The sequence below is a fragment of the Candidatus Dorea massiliensis AP6 genome (assembly GCF_964245105.1).
GTDB classification, from domain to species: Bacteria; Bacillota; Clostridia; order Lachnospirales; family Lachnospiraceae; genus Laedolimicola; species Laedolimicola intestinihominis.
The window spans coordinates 133,887-152,725 of sequence record NZ_CAXTKW010000002.1 but is presented as its reverse complement, the minus strand read 5'-3'; the positions used below and the strand labels follow the sequence as shown (position 1 = coordinate 152,725).

The 18,839-nt window shown below is 51.9% G+C and carries 14 protein-coding genes and 4 tRNA genes; all 18 read right to left on the bottom strand.

Annotated features, from left to right (window positions below; genetic code table 11):
* Positions 1–207: 207 nt before the first annotated feature.
* Positions 208–293: transfer RNA gene (locus tag ACESZP_RS03115), tRNA-Leu, on the bottom strand.
* A 19-nt stretch (positions 294–312) separates the two neighbouring features.
* Positions 313–386 (bottom strand) — tRNA-Asp (locus tag ACESZP_RS03110).
* Positions 387–417: 31 nt separating this feature from the next.
* A tRNA-Ile gene (locus ACESZP_RS03105) sits at positions 418–491 on the bottom strand.
* Positions 492–495: 4 nt separating this feature from the next.
* A tRNA-Glu gene (locus ACESZP_RS03100) sits at positions 496–567 on the bottom strand.
* Between the two features lie 107 nt (positions 568–674).
* The gene (locus ACESZP_RS03095) at positions 675–1,883 is read right to left on the bottom strand and encodes an aspartate kinase (protein ID WP_349163734.1); all 1,209 of its coding nucleotides are present in this window, start codon (positions 1,881–1,883) and stop codon (positions 675–677) included.
* The gene (locus ACESZP_RS03090) at positions 1,883–3,094 is read right to left on the bottom strand and encodes a cofactor-independent phosphoglycerate mutase (protein ID WP_499707999.1); all 1,212 of its coding nucleotides are present in this window, start codon (positions 3,092–3,094) and stop codon (positions 1,883–1,885) included. The genes ACESZP_RS03095 and ACESZP_RS03090 overlap by 1 nt, the downstream gene beginning before the upstream one ends.
* Positions 3,095–3,100: 6 nt before the next feature.
* Positions 3,101–4,318 (bottom strand): homoserine dehydrogenase, encoded by a 1,218-nt coding sequence (locus ACESZP_RS03085; protein ID WP_178039380.1) that lies wholly within the window; start codon positions 4,316–4,318, stop codon positions 3,101–3,103.
* Positions 4,319–4,357: 39 nt separating this feature from the next.
* Positions 4,358–4,801 carry an ACT domain-containing protein gene (locus tag ACESZP_RS03080; RefSeq protein ID WP_158361781.1) on the bottom strand — a complete coding sequence of 148 codons (444 nt, stop codon included), beginning with the start codon at positions 4,799–4,801 and terminating at the stop codon, positions 4,358–4,360.
* A 147-nt stretch (positions 4,802–4,948) separates the two neighbouring features.
* Positions 4,949–6,068, bottom strand: a protein-coding gene (gene prfB / locus ACESZP_RS03075; protein ID WP_435391108.1) for a peptide chain release factor 2 whose coding sequence is annotated in 2 segments (ribosomal slippage) — positions 4,949–5,992 and positions 5,994–6,068 — 1,119 coding nt in all. Because the reading frame shifts where the segments join, the coding sequence is not laid out codon by codon here.
* Between the two features lie 154 nt (positions 6,069–6,222).
* Positions 6,223–8,334 (bottom strand): glutamine synthetase III family protein, encoded by a 2,112-nt coding sequence (locus ACESZP_RS03070; protein WP_349163737.1) that lies wholly within the window; start codon positions 8,332–8,334, stop codon positions 6,223–6,225.
* Positions 8,335–8,548: 214 nt separating this feature from the next.
* Positions 8,549–10,672 (bottom strand): glutamine synthetase III family protein, encoded by a 2,124-nt coding sequence (locus tag ACESZP_RS03065; protein WP_499707998.1) that lies wholly within the window; start codon positions 10,670–10,672, stop codon positions 8,549–8,551.
* 435 nt (positions 10,673–11,107) lie between these two features.
* Positions 11,108–12,049 carry a diacylglycerol/lipid kinase family protein gene (locus ACESZP_RS03060; RefSeq protein WP_499707997.1) on the bottom strand — a complete coding sequence of 314 codons (942 nt, stop codon included), beginning with the start codon at positions 12,047–12,049 and terminating at the stop codon, positions 11,108–11,110.
* A 39-nt stretch (positions 12,050–12,088) separates the two neighbouring features.
* Complete coding sequence (locus ACESZP_RS03055; protein ID WP_178039385.1) at positions 12,089–12,598, bottom strand: small multi-drug export protein; 510 nt, start codon at positions 12,596–12,598, stop codon at positions 12,089–12,091.
* A gap of 6 nt (positions 12,599–12,604) precedes the next feature.
* Positions 12,605–13,660, bottom strand: a complete 1,056-nt coding sequence (gene hisC, locus ACESZP_RS03050; protein WP_349163745.1) for a histidinol-phosphate transaminase — start codon at positions 13,658–13,660, stop codon at positions 12,605–12,607.
* A 39-nt stretch (positions 13,661–13,699) separates the two neighbouring features.
* Positions 13,700–14,602 (bottom strand): DUF2156 domain-containing protein, encoded by a 903-nt coding sequence (locus ACESZP_RS03045; protein ID WP_499707996.1) that lies wholly within the window; start codon positions 14,600–14,602, stop codon positions 13,700–13,702.
* Positions 14,603–14,727: 125 nt separating this feature from the next.
* Entirely contained in the window at positions 14,728–16,461 is a 1,734-nt protein-coding gene (locus ACESZP_RS03040; protein ID WP_499707995.1) for an ABC transporter ATP-binding protein, read from the bottom strand.
* 45 nt (positions 16,462–16,506) lie between these two features.
* Complete coding sequence (locus tag ACESZP_RS03035) at positions 16,507–17,424, bottom strand: nucleotidyltransferase family protein (RefSeq protein ID WP_499707994.1); 918 nt, start codon at positions 17,422–17,424, stop codon at positions 16,507–16,509.
* Between the two features lie 31 nt (positions 17,425–17,455).
* Positions 17,456–18,787, bottom strand: coding sequence for a phosphoglucosamine mutase (gene glmM / locus ACESZP_RS03030; RefSeq protein ID WP_178039390.1), 1,332 nt, complete (start codon positions 18,785–18,787; stop codon positions 17,456–17,458).
* Between the last annotated feature and the right edge of the window lie 52 nt (positions 18,788–18,839).

Below are 18,839 nucleotides of genomic sequence, written 5' to 3'. Positions count from 1 at the left end.
TTTTTAAATTCAGAATTTTCTGTCTATTTATTAAAACCTTTATTCACCTCATATGTTTTTCGTCCGCTTCCCTGCACAGTTGATTCTACAAAATTTTTTCCATCCACACATTCCGCATCCAAATCCAGCACATATCCATTTTACTTTGTAAAGGTATACAAAAAGCTCCGAATTCTTATCTTCTGTAAGAATTCGGAGCTTCTTTCATGCCGGCAACCGGAATCGAACCGGTACGGGAGGTTAGTCCCGCAGGATTTTAAGTCCTGTGCGTCTGCCAGTTCCGCCATGCCGGCATATGCACTTAAGTGCAAGCGACCCGAATGGGACTCGAACCCACGACCTCCGCCGTGACAGGGCGGCGCTCTAACCAACTGAGCCATCGGGCCATATGAAATTGTCATGTATAGTTTTTTTAAGTGGACCCACGGGGACTCGAACCCAGGACCGACCGGTTATGAGCCGGTTGCTCTAACCAACTGAGCTATGGGTCCGTAATGACTCCTACGGGAATCGAACCCGTGTTACCGCCGTGAAAGGGCGATGTCTTAACCGCTTGACCAAGGAGCCGCATCTTGTTTCTTACGTTGCCCCTGGGGGCCATCGTGTGGCAGAACAGAAATGTCCTGAACATTAGATATGCTACCACACTTTGGCCCGTTTGGCAAGTGTTTTTTTTACTCTTCCAGACCGAATGCGTCATGTACTGCATTCACTGCTCTCTCCGCATCCTTCTCGTTGATCAGCACCGTGATCCGAATCTCGGATGTGGAAATCATATTGATATTGATATTCTCGTTGAACAGCGCCTCGAACATCTTCGCAGCCACGCCCGGGTTGGACATCATGCCTGCGCCTACGATGGAGACTTTGACCACTTCCTTATTGCAGGAAATGCCGGTGCAGCCAATGCGGGCCTTATTAGCCTCAATGATCTTCACTGCCTCATCCGCCTCGTCACGGGATATCGTGAAGGAGATATCCTTGCTGTTCTCACGTCCGATAGACTGCAGGATTACGTCTACGTTGATACCCTCTTTTGCCAGCATATTGAAGAGTCGGAAGGCCATACCCGGCTCATCCTTCAGACCGATAACTGAAATTCTGGCTGTATTTTTGTCCAGCGCCACGCCGCTGATTAACATTCTTTCCACGCTCGTTTCCTCCTTCACAATGGTTCCTTCATGATCATTTAAGCTGGAGCGTACCACAAGCTGTACGCCGTATTTCTTCGCCATCTCCACGGAACGGTTGTGCAGAACGCCTGCGCCAAGCGTCGCCAGATCCAGCATTTCATCATAAGTAATCTCCTCCAGCTTCCGCGCCTTCGGTACGATACGCGGGTCGGCTGTGTATACACCATCCACGTCCGTGTAGATCTCACAGGCGTCCGCGTGCAGGGCGGCTGCCAGCGCTACAGCTGTGGTATCGGAACCGCCGCGGCCCAGTGTGGTGTAGTTGTCGTATTTATTCACGCCCTGGAAGCCGGTCACGATGACGATACGGCGATGCTCCAGCTCGTGCATGATGCGGTCTGTATCAATGCGTTTCAGACGCGCATTGCCATGTACCCGGGTGGTGTGCATCCGGACCTGGAACGCATTCAGGGATACCGCCGGGATATCCATGGTATCGAAAGCCATCGCCATCATCGCTACAGAAACCTGCTCACCTGTGGTCAAAAGCATATCCAGCTCGCGCTTGGGCGGATCCGGATTAATCTCCTTCGCCTTGGCAATCAGCTCGTCCGTAGTCTTACCCATTGCGGAAAGGACGAGCACAATGTCGTTGCCCTTTTTGAAATCCTCTGCGCATCTTCTTGCCACATTCATGATGCGGTCCTTATCCCCTACAGAGGTTCCGCCAAATTTTTTCACTATCAGCATTACTTTTTCTCCTCAAACAGTTTGTCGATCAGCTCGTAGCCATGCATCACTTCGATGCCGCCCGCCTTTGCCGCCTTCTCATTGTAGACGCCCGCGCCGTCCTCGAAGGCCTTTCTGCTGTCATAAAGCAGATAGGGAATCGGATCGCTGGTGTGGGTCCGCACGCAGATCGGGGTCGGGTGATCCGGCAGAATCATCATCCTATAATCCTCGCCGGAGGCGTCCAGAGCCTCTTTTAAGCGGGCAATCAGACGCTGATCCAGATATTCGATAGCCTGAACCTTCCTCTCTACACTGCCCTGGTGGCCCATTTCATCGGGAGCCTCCACATGGACATAGACAAAATCATAGCCATCCTTTAAAAGCGCGTCCGCGGCTGCCTGAGCCTTGCCCTCATAGTTGGTGTGAAGCTGACCGTTGGCCCCCTCTACCTCAATATTCTTCATGCCTGCTCCCACCGCAATGCCCTTTAAGAGATCAACCGCGGAAATCATGGCGCTTGTTTTGTGATTTTTCTCCTCAAAGGAGCTTAAGGCCGGTCTGGTACCCGCGCCCCAGAACCAGCAGGAGTTGGCCGGATTCAGGCCCTGCTCCTTACGCTTGACATTTAGCGGATGCCTGGAGAGAATCTCATAGCTCTTCTTCTGCATTTCCCGGAGAACCGGATCAGACGGCAGGTAATCGCCCACCTTCCGTCCCAGCACGTCGTGGGGCGGTGTCAGCTCTACCACACTTCCCTTATCCCAGATGAGCAGATGGCGGTAGCTGGTTCCCACATAAAAATGATACCTGTCATTTTCCAGCTCTTTGCGGACTGCGTCCAGTAAAATCGCCGCGTCCTCGGTGCTGATTTCGCTGGAGCTGTGGTCGATAATCGTTTTTTCTTCATAAGGCTCGTCACCGTCGGATACGGTAATCAGGTTGGTCCGAAGGGCGATATCGTCAGGCTTCATATCCACGCCGATGCTCAAAGCCTCCAGCGGGGAACGTCCGGTATAATATTTCTTTGGGTCATATCCCAGTACCGACAGGTTCGCCGTATCGCTGCCCGGCTTCATACCTTCCGGAATGGTGTGTGCCAGTCCAATCTCGGACTTCTTCGCCAATACATCCATGGTCGGCGTCTCGGCGTATTCCAGCGGCGTCCTGTCTCCCAGAGCCTCAATGGGCTCGTCAGCCATACCGTCGCCAAGTACAATCACATACTTCATGGCCTTCTATCCCTCCACGCGGATGCGGTTCAGAATTTTGTCGCTCTTCGCGGCGCGCTCCGCGTACTCTGCTTCACTTAAGCTGACCGTCACAAAACCGAACTCGCCTGCCAGGTCTGCGTCTACAACCTCAACCGGTCCAAACAGGGCTTCCATAGCCGCTTTGTCCGCCTGGGCGTCGCCCTTCACGCGAACCAGGAAGCGTCTCTTGTCGTCTCTGGTGTCGCCCAGAACCAGCTTCTCATCGCTCCAGTAGAAGCCCAGATTCTCGTTCAGGTTCTTGCATGCGTCTACCACATCGGCTGCCACAGCGCTGGCGGTGGGGAGCTTGCCTGCTCCGCTTCCATAGAACATGGAATCGCCCAGCATATTGCCCTCTACGAAAATAGCGTTGAACACGCCGTTTACACTGTAAAGCGGGTTGGCTGCGTCGATGAGGAACGGCGCTACCATAGCATAATATTTGCCGTCTGCTTCTTTCTTGCTCATGGCCAGAAGCTTGATCACGCGTCCAAGCTTATCGGCATACTTGATATCCTCAGCGGTTACCTTCGTGATGCCCTCGGTATAGATATCTTCGAAATCCACTCTCTGACCACTTACCAGAGAAGTCAGGATCGCAATTTTCCGGCAGGCGTCGTGGCCTTCCACATCCGCTTCCGGATTGCGCTCCGCATAGCCCTTGTCCTGGGCATCCTTCAGCGCGTCATCAAAGCTTGCTCCGCCGTAGGTCATATTGGTCAGGATATAGTTGGTGGTTCCGTTCAGGATACCGCTGATTTCCACGATCTCATCTGCAGTCAGGCAGGTCTGAAGAGGACGGATAATCGGAATGCCGCCGCCTACGCTGGCCTCGAAGAGATAGTTCAGGTTCTTGTCTTTCGCAATCTGAAGAAGCTCCGCACCGTGGGCTGCCACCAGGGCCTTGTTGGATGTGCATACGCTTTTTCCAGCCAGCAGACACCGCTTGGTAAAGGTATACGCAGGCTCCACGCCTCCCATAACCTCGACCACTACTTTTACTTCGGGATCATTTACAATGGTCTCGAAATCGTGAACCAGAACGGATTCTACCGGGTCGCCCGGGAAATCACGCAGGTCCAGTACATATTTGACGCGAACCTCTTCGCCTACTCGCTTATCAATAGATGCCTGATTGGTGCTCAGGACCTCTACCACGCCTGAACCTACGGTGCCGTAGCCCATAACTGCTATCTGAATCATTTGTCTTTTGCTCCTTTTGTTAATCTTATTTGTGAACCTCTATTCACTTGCTAAGATCTTCAGATAATGGATGCCGGGCTGGCTCTCTATCTGATCGATCATGGACGATACATCCCCCGTGGTCGGCAGAATATCCACCGTCAGGGTCAGGGAAGCCACGCCGTTGATCGGAATGGTCTGATGGATCGTCAGGACATTGCCCTTATAATCCGCGATGGTCTTCAGTACCAGGGACAACAGTCCCGGCTCGTCGTCCATCTGCAATACAAAGGTGATGCTTTTTCCCTTGGAATTGTCATGGAAGGGAAAAATATCATCCTTATATTTATAGAAGGAGCTCCGGCTGATACCCACCCGGTCTGTGGCCTCCTGCACGGTAATGGCCTTGGAAGAGTCCAGAAGACGCTTGGCCTCTACCACCTTCAGAAGTACCTCGGGGACTGCCTTCTGTGTGACTACAAAATACTTGCTTTTTTCTGACATCTTTTCCCTCCATGTTCGTTATCCAGAAACACTTGTGTGTCTGTCGTGGATTAAACTGTTAGAATCGTATCACACTACAGCTAAGATTGCAAGTAAAAGGATGTAGAAAATTCTTACGAATTTCCTACATCTGAAAATGCGCATATTCTATTCTTCTTCCGGTTTCACCGTAATCCATTTCAGATACGCATTGATAAACGGATCAATATTGCCGTCCATGACCGCGTTCACATTGCTGATTTCCTGACCGGTGCGGTGATCCTTCACCAGCGTATAGGGCTGCATTACATAGGATCGAATCTGGTTGCCCCAGCCGATGTCCTTAACCTCGCCGCGGATACCGGACAGCATTTCCTGATTCTTCTGCTGCTCCAGGAGATACAGCTTGGCCTTCAGCATCTGCATGGCCTTGTCCTTATTCTGGAACTGGGAACGCTCATTCTGGCACTGTACCACGATACCTGTAGGCAGATGGGTGATACGGATGGCCGATGATGTCTTATTGATATGCTGGCCGCCCGCGCCGCTGGAACGATACGTATCGATACGCAGATCCTCGTCACGAATTTCCACATTGATATCACCCTCGATATCCGGCATGACGTCCAGGGATACGAAGGATGTCTGACGCTTACCCTGTGCATTGAACGGGGAGATACGTACCAGACGGTGGACGCCCTTCTCGGACTTCAGATAACCGTAAGCATTCTCACCGTTGACCTGAAAGGTCACAGACTTGATACCGGCCTCGTCTCCGTCCAGATAGTCCAACACTTCCACTGTGAAGCCGTGGCGCTCCGCCCAGCGTGTATACATGCGGTACAGCATGCCCGCCCAGTCGCAGCTCTCGGTGCCGCCCGCGCCTGCGTTCAGCTTCAGAATTGCGTTGTTTCGGTCATATTCTCCGGACAGCAGGGTCTTGATGGTCATGGAATCCAGCTTGGCTGCAAAGGCCTCCAGCTCCGCCTGGACCTCCGGCACCAGATCCGGGTCATTTTCCTCATTTCCCATCTCAATCAGTGTCTCAATATCCTCGTACTGCTGCTCCAAGGCGTGATAATCCTCTGCCTCGTCCTTTAAGTTTTTCAGCTCCTTCATGCCTTCCTGGGACTTCTCCGGGTCATCCCAGTAGCCGGGAGCCTCCATCTCTCTCTCTAATTCCTCGATTCGCTTTGCCTTGTTAGCCAGGTCAAAGTGAATCCCTCAATTCTACTAATGGTCCCTGATAGCCGTTCAGTGTGTATTTAAACTGATCTAATTCTACCATTTTCCCACCTCTTTCTTTATACAATTCGCGTCTGTGCGCTATTTTTAAGTATAGCAAAGGGCGTACTCGGACGCAAGGGAAATGTGCGAAACAGCCCAAAAAAGGAGCCTCGCCTGACGGCGAAGCTCCCTTTCTTTCCTATATTATGTACTACTTATACCTCAAACATCAGATCGCCATAGGACGGCATCGGCCACATTTCTTTGTCGACGATCATCTCCAGGGCGTCAACCGGGGCGCGGAGCTCGGCCATAGCCGGTACGATTTCCTCGTGGAAATAGTGTGCCAGTTCGGTTCCCTCCGGAACCTCCTCGGACTTCTTGTCAAGGTCAATCAGCTTCTGCAGGGCTACCTTGGTATCAGAAAGCAGGCCGCTGGTCTCTGCAAGAAGCTCGCTCTGTACGCTTGCCTCTGCGCCTGCTGCAGTTACAGAGTTCACGGTGTCTGCCAGAGACTTGGTGTACTTGATCACTGCCGGGATGATCTGCTTGCTTGCGATATCGATCATAGCCTTTGCCTCGATGTTGATGGCCTTTGCGTAGGTCTCATACTGGATTTCCGCACGGGATTCCAGCTCGGCCTTGGTGAATACGTGGAACTTCTCGAACAGACCGATGGCCTTGTCGGTGGTCAGGGCCGGGATGGCATCTACCATGGACTTGATGTTCGGAAGTCCGCGGCGCTCTGCCTCCTCCACCCAGGCGTCGGAGTAACCGTTTCCATTGAAAACGATTCTCTGATGCTCGGTCAGATACTTCTTAATCAGGTCATGTACAGCCATCTCAAAGTCGTCTGCCTTCTCCAGTACGTTACTGGCCTCCGCGAACGCCTCTGCCACGATGGTGTTCAGCACGATGTTCGGAGCCGCGATGGAGTCCTTGGAGCCTACCATACGGAACTCAAACTTGTTGCCGGTAAACGCAAACGGTGAAGTACGGTTACGGTCGGTGGCGTCCTTGGTCAGATCCGGCAGGGTCTTAACGCCGGTCTCCAGCTTTCCGCCCTTCAGGCTGTGTGTCGCCTCGCCGGTGCTGATCAGCTGCTCTACCACATCCTCCAGCTGCTCGCCCAGGAATACGGAGATGATAGCGGGCGGCGCCTCATTCGCGCCCAGACGGTGGTCGTTTCCGACATCTGCCGCGGACTCACGGAGCAGGTCTGCATGGGTATCAACCGCCTTCAGGATGCAGGCCAGTACCAGCAGGAACTGAATGTTCTCATGGGGTGTGGTGCCCGGATCCAGCAGGTTGATGCCGTCGTCTGTGGTGATGGACCAGTTGTTGTGCTTACCGGAACCATTGACGCCTGCGAAGGGCTTCTCATGAAGCAGGCACTGCAGTCCGTGACGGCAGGCTACCATCTTCAGGGTCTTCATCACGATCTGGTTGTGGTCTACAGCCACGTTGCACTCTGCGTAAATCGGAGCCAGCTCATGCTGTGCCGGAGCTACCTCGTTGTGCTGGGTCTTGGCTGTGACGCCCAGCTTCCACAGCTCCTCGTTGACCTCTTTCATGAAGGCCGCGATACGCTGACGGATATTGCCGAAGTAATGGTCATCCAGCTCCTGTCCCTTGGGCGGCATGGCTCCGAACAGGGTACGGCCGGTGTAAATCAGGTCTTTTCTCTGCAGATATTTCGCCTTGTCTACCAGGAAGTACTCCTGCTCCGGTCCTACGGACGGGGTTACTCTCTTAGATGTGGTATTTCCAAAGAGACGAAGCAGTCTCAGCGCTTCTGCATTGATGGCTTCCATGGAACGTAAGAGCGGCGTCTTCTGGTCAAGCGCTTCGCCTGTATAGGAACAGAACGCAGTCGGAATGCAAAGGGTCGCGCCTGCCGCATCCTGTCTTACAAATGCGGGAGAGGTGCAGTCCCATGCGGTATAGCCTCTGGCCTCGAAGGTAGCGCGAAGTCCGCCTGACGGGAAGGAAGACGCGTCCGGCTCGCCCTTGATCAGCTCTTTGCCGGAGAAGCTCATCAGCACCTTGCCGTTCTTATCCGGTGCGCTGATAAAGGAATCATGCTTCTCAGCGGTCACGCCGGTCAGCGGCTGGAACCAGTGGGTGTAATGGGTGGCACCCTTCTCGATGGCCCATTCCTTCATTTCATGGGCAATGACGTCGGCCGTGGCCAGATCAAGCTCCTTGCCCTCCTCGATGGTCTTTTTCAGTTCCTTGTACACCTTCTTCGGCAGACGCTCCTGCATCACCGCGTCGTTGAATACATTGGAACCAAAGATTTCCGCTACATTCGTAAATTCACTCATAATAGACTCCACCTTTCTGCGTAATAGAATCCGATCAAAAGAGGGCGCTCCGGCTATAACCGGAACGCCCTCGTTCACATCGCTTTCAAATATGCTAATACCTTACACCGCTTTTTTTCAAAAATCAAGTGCAAAATCATAAAACTTTCATTTTTTTGCAATGTTACAGGTTCTTTTCGATTTATTTTATTATTTTCTGTAAAATTGCATAAACCTATACCTCAAACAGCAGATCCCCATAGGACGGCATCGGCCACATATCCTTGGCCACCAGCATCTCCAGCTTGTCTACAGGCTGGCGGAGTGCTGCCATGGCGGGAACTACATTTTCCAGAATATAGACAGCCCTCTCCCGGCCTTCTGTCGTGGCTGCTGCCTTCTCGGTTACTTCGGTCAGGGCTTTCAGCGCAGCCTTTGTAGCAGCCAGCAGGGACGAGCAATCCTTCAGAAGCTCGATCTGCACACTGATGTTTGCCTCGACGCAGGCCGAACGAATCTGATTGATAGAGGTTGCCAATGCGGTGGTATACTGCAACACAGACGGGATGATGTGCTTGCTGGCAATATCAATCATGGAACGCGCCTCAATGTTAATTGCCTTGGAATAGGCCTCATACTGTATCTCCGCACGGGATTCCAGTTCGGCACGGGTGAAAACGCCAAACTTCTCAAAGAGCTGTACGGTTTTCTCCTCACTCAGCACCGGAATGGAGTCTACCATGGTCTTGATATTCGGCAGGCCTCTGCGCTCTGCCTCCTCTACCCACTCATCGGAATAACCATTTCCGTTGAATACGATGCGCTGATGCTCAGAAGCGTACTGCTTGATCAGGTCATGGACGGCCATATCGAAGTCGTCCGCCTTCTCCAGCACGTCACAGGCGTCGGAAAATGCCTCTGCGGCAATGGTATTCAGCACCACATTGGGCTCTGCCACGGAATCACGGGAGCCAACCATACGGAACTCAAATTTATTACCGGTAAACGCAAACGGGGAAGTGCGGTTCCGGTCTGTAGCATCCTTGGCAAAATCCGGCAGGGTCCGCACACCGGTGTGCAGATGGCCGCCCTTGATGCTGTGGGTCGCCTCACCCGTACTGATAAGCTGAGACAGCACATCCTCCAGCTGGTCGCCCAGATAAACAGAGATAATCGCAGGCGGAGCCTCGTTGGCGCCCAGACGGTGATCATTTCCCACATCGGAAGCAGACTCCCGAAGCAGGGCCGCATGCTCATCCACGGCCTTCAGGATACAGGTCAGCACCAGCAGGAACTGGATATTCTCATGGGGCGTTTTACCCGGATCCAGAAGATTGATGCCGTCATCGGTAGTCAGCGACCAGTTATTGTGCTTACCGGAACCATTGACCCCGGCAAAAGGCTTCTCATGAAGCAGACACTGCAGGCCATGAAGATAAGCCACCTTCTTCAACGTCTCCATGATCAGCTGATTGTGATCCACAGCCACATTACACTCCGCATAAATGGGAGCCAGTTCATGCTGACCCGGAGCCACCTCATTGTGCTGGGTCTTGGCAGACACGCCCAGCTTCCACAGCTCCTTATTTACATCCTCCATGAAATCCGCAATCCGCTCGCGGATAACACCGAAATAATGATCATCCAGCTCCTGTCCTTTCGGCGGCATGGCGCCAAACAGAGTCCGACCGGTAAAAATCAGATCCTTTCGCTTCAGATACTTCTCCCGATCCACCAGGAAATACTCCTGCTCCACACCCACAGACGGTGTCACACGGTTGGAAGTCGTATTGCCAAATAGTCTGAGCAGGCGTAAAGACTGCTTATTAATGGCCTCCATGGAACGAAGCAGCGGCGTCTTCTGATCGAGAGCCTCACCCTTATAAGAGCAGAACGCCGTCGGAATATACAGAATTGCCCGGGAACCGTCCTCATCCTTCTTCACAAAAGCCGGAGAAGTGCAGTCCCAAGCCGTATAACCTCTCGCCTCAAAAGTGGCGCGCAGGCCTCCGGACGGGAAAGAAGACGCGTCCGGCTCACCCTTTACCAATTCTTTACCGGAGAACTCCATCAGTACCTTCCCATCCGCCTTGGGCGCGGACAAAAACGCGTCATGCTTCTCCGCCGTCGCACCGGTCAGAGGCTGGAACCAATGGGAATAATGGGTTGCGCCCTGCTCCAGCGCCCATTCCTTCATCTCATGGGCCACCACATCAGCCACCGCCAGGTCAAGCTCCTTACCCTCCCGGATAGTCTGCTTCAGCTCCTTATAAATCTTCTTCGGCAGCCGTTCCTGCATCACCGTATCATTAAACACATTTTCGCCGAAAATCTCGGAAATATTCGTCTTCCCTTCCATAATCCTCTCCCCGTATTCTCTTTGTTGTCAGTTACCGTATTTCACAAAAAATTTCTTTACCTAGTACTTTAACACGATTTTTTTCTGCTGTCGATATAAAATGCCCCTGTTTTTTATTATTTCTTCTACTATCCGTTTATCACTATATGAAGTAAATCCCTATACCTGCATACCGCCCTATTTACGAATCACCATCATCCTTTTACCAATCCACAACGTATATCTCTGCCAAGAATAGCCTGGGTCCCCCTTGGGAACGTTAGCGAATTTTGCGTAGGGACGAGCAGGCTGGCAGCATCTGAAGGAGGCACTGTCTGAGGGCCTTTAGGCCCGAGTTTGCCGCTCAGATGCGTATAAGCCGCCTGCGAGGAGTAGCAAAATCCGCGTTGTTCCCAAGGGGGACCCAGGCTATTCTTGCAGTTCACTATTTAAATTCTAATATCCTTCTTCCTCTTCCACCACCAGCGCGTCACGTACTTCCTCTGGCATGCGGATCTCCACCGCTCTCTGGTTGTTCGTGATCTCCACACGAGTGTGCTCGCCGCCGAACTCACCATCCAGCGTCCAGGGCACCGACTCCTCGGATTCAATCACCACCCGGGAGCTCCGGAAAGAATACATATACTTGGTATCAATCTGTTCGATCAGCAGCGCCGCCAGAATCTCCTGCAGCTCCATGGGATTCTTTGGCCGCATAATAAAGGTCATCTCAAAGACCCCGTCATCGAAAATCACATTTTTTCCGATAATACTCTTAAAGCCGCCCACCGACTTGGAATTGGTAATCATCCCAAAGAGGAAATCCCCTTCGAAGGTGGCCTCGTCGCTGGTAACTTTCAGCTTATAGGACTTCACATTCATGAGCTGCTTCATGCCCTCCAGCACGTAAGCCATATGGCCCAGCACATTCTTCATTTCCTGCTTCGTCGTGTAAGACACATCCGTGAAGATGCCAAAGGCCGCCACATAGATGAAATTGCGGTCATTTAAGGAGCCCACGTCGATGGAATAATTGACGCCCCGCACGGCGATTTCCGCCGCCTGATCCATATTATTGGGAATCTGTAAGGATCTGGCAAAATCATTGCAGGAGCCCGCCGGAATATAGCCCACCGGAATCTTATGCTTTCTCTGCATCATACCGGTCATGACCTCATCCAGAGTGCCGTCGCCGCCGCTGCAGACCACCAGATCGTAATCGTCCGGCAAATCCCGAACCTGCTCTATAGCGTCCTGGGGCGCGCGGGTCGGGTAAATGGTAATCGCGTAACCGGCATCGGACATGGCCTGAATGATGCCGTACAGCTTTCCTCTGATATTCTCTTTTCCCGCATGGGGATTATAGATAAAAAACAGTTTCTTCTCTAAATGCAGCATTTTCAAATCACCTCGTCAAAAGCAATCACACCACAATTGTTAAGCAAAGATACCGCCGATGACGGTATAGGACAACACCGTCATAATGAAGGACGCCAGCAGAATGCCGAGTATAACTGCCGGGAACGCCTTCTTAAACTTGATGCCGAGCAGGGCCGCAATCAGGGAGCCAGTCCATGCGCCGGTACCCGGAAGTGGGATGCCTACAAATAATAAAAGTCCCCAGAACTCATATCTTTCGATCTGCTCCTTCTTGTTCATGGCCCGGTTTTCCATCTTTTCCACAAAGGGCTTCAGATGCTTCGTGCCCTTCAGCCAGGTAAAAATCTTCGTAATAAAAAGCAGAATAAACGGCACCGGAATCAGATTGCCGATGATGCAGATGGGAATCGCGCGCCACATGGGCACATTTAAAAATGCCGGTCCGGCTGCCAGAAGGCCGCCGCGGAGCTCCAGGATCGGAATCATGGAAATGATAAAAATAATCAGCTCTTTCGCCGCAGATCCGCCCAGATTCTGCACAAACCATTGTACCAGTGTTTCTGTCATAATAAATTAATTTCCTTTCTTTCGCAGGAATGCAAGCAATGCATCCATTTCTTCATCTGTGCCTACGGTGATCCGCAGATAATTGTCGATTCGCGGGGACGCGAAATAACGCACATAGATGTCTTCTTTCTTTAGTTCCTCAAAGAGCTCCTTTGCAGGCCAGCTCTTATGTGTGGCAAAAATAAAGTTAGACTGAGAGTCCGGGAAGGTAAAGCCAAGATCCGTAAGCTCCTTCTTCACGCGTTCTCTTGTGGCCACAATTTTGCCCACAGTTTCTCTAAAATAAGCCTCATCCTTCACGGCAGCCGCGCCAAGCTTGATGCTCGGCAGATTCATCGTGTAGGAATTAAAGGAATATTTTACATCGTTCAGGTATTTGATAAGCCTGGGCTGTCCCACAGCGAAGCCAATCCGCATACCGGCCAGGGAACGGGACTTGGAAAAGGTCTGTACCACCAGCAGGTTATCATACTTGTCTACCAGCTCCATGGCGGAAGGGCCGGCGAAATCCACATAAGCCTCGTCCACAATCACGATGCTGTCCGGATTCCCGGAAATGATTTCCTCCACCTGGTCGAGTTCCATATAGATACCGGTGGGCGCATTGGGGTTCGGAAAAATAATGCCGCCGTTTTCCTTAAAATAATCCGCCTTCACAATCCGGAAATCTGCATCCAGAGCGGGGCGCTCATACTTGATTCCGAACAGATCCGCCCAGACACTGTAGAAGGAATAGCTGATGTCCGGGAACAGAATCGGCTTTTCCGAATTAAAAAATGTCTGGAACGCCATGGCAATCACATCGTCGGAACCCACGCCAACGAAGATGCAGGACGGATCCTTATGATAATATTCTGCCAGCGCATTCACCAGTTCGGACACTGCCGGATCCGGATAGAGCCGCAGGCGGCCGGTATCCAGCTCCTCCAGGGCCTTCAGCACGCCCGGCGCGGGCGGATACGGGTTTTCATTGGTATTCAGTTTGATCATGCCCGGCCGGTTCGGCTGTTCGCCCGGTGTATAGGGAACGACTTTGCGGACATTTGCTTCCCATGCTTTCATAATCTGACTCCTCTTTTGCAATCTAAGAATATTCCTATCTTACAATAGACCTTTCTCTCTTACAACCCCTTTTTCAATTAAAAATACCGGTTTGTAAGACATTTTTGCCTGCCTGAGACCATCTTCGCCCAGATCCTCCTCCCGGTTCAGATACCGGTAAGCCGCTCCCTCATGAAGGGCGAACTGCTGGTTGATGACTGTGTAGGCTCCCTGCACCTCGGTCAGGGCCTTCTCAATATGGACAATCATGGTATCCTTCTTGTTACCCGGCTCACCGATGGTGCAGGCTGCGATTTTGCCATTCACACGCAGCGCGCCGCCCCGGAATCCCAGCTCGTCGTATAACCGCAACGCATTCTGCGCCACACAGATCTCTGCATTCTTCTCCTCATCCCCGTCGCAGCCGTTTTCATGCCGCCACTCCAGGATCATCTGGAAGCACTCCTCCACGTTGTCTTTGGTAATCGGTTCATAGGCCCAGTCCTCGTAGAGGCTCATGAATTTATTCACATGATTCTTCTTGCTGTGATACTTCTTGCCGGAGAGCTTCGCCAGCTTCTCGGTCTCGTAGACATAGTCGGCGTAATTCCGGTCATACTTGATCTCAAAGCGGCCCGGATACAGATCTTCCAGCCTGGTGAAATCCTCTCTGGTAATATTGTGGAGCTGGAAAATTTCTCCATTTTCTTTACAATGCTCCATCAGCGCATCGATAGTCTTTTTCTTATCTCCCGGTCCCACCGGAAAGGTATAAGAATAGACGCCGTCTACCTCGCCGAATATCAGATTGTCCTCCACAATGGCGAATCCCGTGTTATAAAACCGGGACCAGAGATAGATATTACCGAAGGTCATCTCACAGCTTCTGGTATCCGCGTGAGCCAGATACCGTTCCAGCAGTTCCCGGTCCTCCAGCTCTGGACGTTTCATTTTTAATTCCATAAATCTTTCCCTTTTATATCCTGTTTTTTTTCTCTTAGTATTCCACTCATTTTTCCCGAATATCTATTCTATCGCAAAAAAGCGCGAAGTTCAAGTAACCCCGCGCTTTTTCTTTTGCTCAGATTTTACATGTTGTAGAGCTTCTCATAGACCCCGTGCATGGCCATCAGCTCCTCGTGGGTTCCTTCTTCCGCGATGCCGTCCTCGGTCAGAACCAGGATGCGCTCCGCGTTGCGAATCGTGGACAGGCGGTGGGCGATGACAAAGGTGGTCCGATCCTTCGCCAGGGTTTCCAGGGATTCCTGCACGATGCGCTCGCTCTCATTGTCCAGAGCGCTGGTGGCCTCATCGAAAATAAGAATGCGCGGATTCTTCAGGAATACTCTCGCGATGGAGAGACGCTGCTTCTGACCACCGGAGAGCTTCACGCCCCGCTGGCCGATATCTGTGTCATAGCCATCCGGCAGTTCCATAATGAAATCATGGGCATTGGCGTTTCTGGCCGCCTCAATCACTTCTTCCCGGGTGGCATCCGGCCTGCCGTAGAGAATGTTATCCATGACTGTTCCGGCAAAGAGATAGACGTCCTGCTGCACGATACCGATATTTTCACGCAGACTCTGAAGGGTTACGTCGCGGACATCATTTCCGTCAATGCAAACACTTCCGCCGGTCACATCATAAAACCTGGGAATCAGGCTGCAAAGGGTCGTCTTTCCGCCGCCGGAAGAACCCACAAGAGCCACATAGCTGCCTGCCGGTACGTTAAGGCTCACATGATCCAGCACCTTCTCCGTGGCGTCCTCATACCGGAAGGATACATCCCGAAACTCCACCGTTCCACACACATCTGTAAGCGTCTTCGCGCCTTCTTTGTCCGCAATATCCGGCTCGATGTCCATGATTTCCCGAAATCTGGTGTAGCCGGAATAACCATTCTGGAACTGTTCGGTAAAGTTAATGAGTTTCTTTACCGGCTCCGTAAAGTTTGCAATATATAAAAGGAATGTGATCAGATCCGGAATGGCCATATTGCCATCTACAATCAGTCTGGAGCCGGCCAGTACTACCACAATCGTCACAGCTGTCAACATAGCGTTCAGTACCGACTGATAGGTCCCCATATAGAGATAGCTGCGGCGCTTGGTAGCCAGAAAACGCTCATTGCCTTTCTTGAATTTTCGCATCTCTATGTCTTCATTGGCAAAGGATTTCACCACCCGGATACCGGACAGGTTGTCCTCAATCTGTCCGTTGATATCTGCCATCTTTACGCGGTTCTCCTTAAAGACCCGCTTCATCCGCTTGTTCAGATACAGGGCAAAGGCCAGGATAAAGGGCAGGAAGCATGCGGTGAGAATCGTCAGGCGCATATTGATATGCCCCAGAATCACCAGCGCTCCCACAATTTTAATCAGAGAGATAATGATATCTTCCGGTCCATGGTGCAGAAGCTCTGTAATGTCAAACAGATCATTGGTGACCCGGGACATGAGCTGACCCACCTTCTGGTTGTCATAGAAGGTGAAGGCCAGCTTCTGATAATGCCCGAAAATGTCATTGCGCATCCCGTATTCCATACGTGCGCCCATCAGATGCCCCCAGTACGTGATATAAAAATTGCAGCCCAGCTCTACCAGAAGAAGTACCAGCATCAGCACGCTCAGCCGTACGATGGTCTGCCAGGCTGCGCCACTCTCCTCATAAATGACGGTACCGGTAATATACCGGACGATCAACGGCATAACCAGCGTTACACTGGCACCCAGAGTGGCGAAAAACAGGTCTAACGCCAAAAGACCCTTATAGGGTCCATAATAAGAAAAAATGCTTACCTTTTTGTTGTTTGTTTTACTCATATTCTACCTAATTTAAGGGCGCCACGCGGACGCCCTTAGCCTTGCTTATGAAAATAATTTCTCATTGTATACGCCGTCCGCAATCAGCTTCTTGAAGGAATCCACTACAGACTGCTTATCCTCTTTGTATGTAACTCCGAACCATTTGTCCTTGGTCTCCAGCACGCGGACGGTTGCCTTGCCGCTCTTCAGCAGCTCATCAATGATACCCGGCAGCAGATACTCCGCTTTGATATCGCCCGGCTTCACATTCTTCAGAAATTCAACAAATCCGGTCTCTACCACGTCCAGGAACTCCGGGGTCAGACCCCACATGTTCATGGATACATAGCTGTCCGCATCTACCGGAACCAGCTTGTCGCCCTCGCCCGGTACGGCTGCGCCGCCCTCGTACTTCACGATGCCGCCTGTCTCTACCACGTCAGTCAGGAAGCCGTCCTTAACCTGGCAGATGCCACGGGTAACCGCTCCATTATCACTCAGGGTATTGCCCAGGATGAAACCTGCCATACAGAAATCAAATTTTCCGGTATCCTCATGATCGGCCACCAGATAATCATGTACCTTTACGAACGCTTCTTTTCCGTAGTAATCGTCCGCGTTGATAACAACAAACGGCTCCTCCAGAAGTCCTTTGCAGCTTAAGACTGCCTGGCCGGTTCCCCAGGGCTTGGTACGTCCTTCCGGTACAGAAAAGCCTTCCGGCAGATTGTCAATAGCCTGGAACGCGTACTCGACCTCGGTGATCTTCTCGATACGGTTACCGATGATCTCTTTGAAATCCTTCTCCAGATCCTTACGGATGATGAATACGACTTTATTGAATCCTGCCTCCAGAGCGTCATGGATGGAATAATCCATGATGATCTCTCCGCTGGGTCCTACCGGCTCCAGCTGCTTGATACCGCCGCCAAAACGGCTTCCGATTCCGGCTGCCATAACAACCAGTGCTGTTTTCTTCATTGTGATATCCTCCCTATGATTTTCTCCCTATTTATACGCTTTTCATCGCATTGATGATATGCAGTACACTCTCCTCGCAGAGCTCGTCACTCAAAGCTTCTACCATGACGCGAAGCAGTGGCTCGGTTCCGCTCTTTCTGACCAGAACGCGTCCCTCGGTTCCCAGACGGTCCTCCACCTCTTTGATGGCCTTCTGCACATCCGGATGGTTCAAAGTCGCGTCCATATCCTGTACCCGCAGGTTCTGCAGCAGCTGCGGATAAATCTTCACTTCGCCTGCCAGAGTACCCAGAGAAGCCTTCTTCTCCAGCATGACCTCCATGATCTTCAGGGAAGTCAGGATGCCGTCGCCGGTGGTCGCGTGTTTGCTGAAAATGATGTGTCCGGACTGCTCGCCGCCCAGCTGATAGCCGTTTTGGGACATATTCTCATAGACATATTTGTCACCGACTGCTGTCTTCTCATAACGCAGTCCCACCTGATCGCAGGCCTTGTAAAGTCCCAGATTGGACATAACGGTGGTAACGATGGTATTGTCCTTCAGCGCGCCCTGCTCCATCATGTACTTTCCGCACACATAAAGAATCCGGTCGCCGTCCACCACTTCGCCGTTCTCGTCTACCGCGATGCAGCGATCCGCGTCACCGTCGTAAGCGAAGCCCACGTCCAGTCCCTGCTCCTTCACGAATTTCTGCAGGACCTCGATGTGCGTGGAACCACAGTTCGTATTGATGTTGGTACCGTCCGGCTCGTTGTTGATCACATAGGTCTTGGCTCCCAGGGCGTCAAATACGCTCTTGGCGATGGCGGAAGAGCTGCCGTTGGAGCAGTCCAGGCCCACCCGGATGTTCTTAAAGGAACGGGTCGGCAGAGAAATCAGATAACCGATATAGCGGTTTCTTCCTGCCGCAAAATCGATGGTTCTTCCAATGTCCTCTCTGGTGGCCAGCGGGCGTTCCTCGGTCTTGCCATCAATATACGCCTCAATCTTCTCCTCTACCTCGGCCTCCAGCTTGTGACCCTGGCCGTTGATAACCTTGATTCCATTATCATAGAACGGGTTGTGGCTGGCAGAAATCATGATACCGCAGTCAAAGCCCTCGGTCCGTACCACATAGGATACGCTGGGGGTCGTGGTCACGTGTAACAGATACGCGTCCGCGCCGGAGGCTGTGATGCCTGCTGCCAGGGCGTACTCAAACATATAGCTGCTTCTTCTTGTATCTTTACCGATCACAATCTTCGCCTTGTGCTCTCTTCCATAATACCATCCCAGGTATCTTCCTACCTTAAATGCGTGTTCTACGGTCAGTTTTACATTGGCCTCTCCGCGAAAGCCGTCGGTTCCAAAATACTTTCCCATATTCTACTCCTTTTTCACTGTCAGTTGTGCAGACGAAGGATCCATTTGCCTG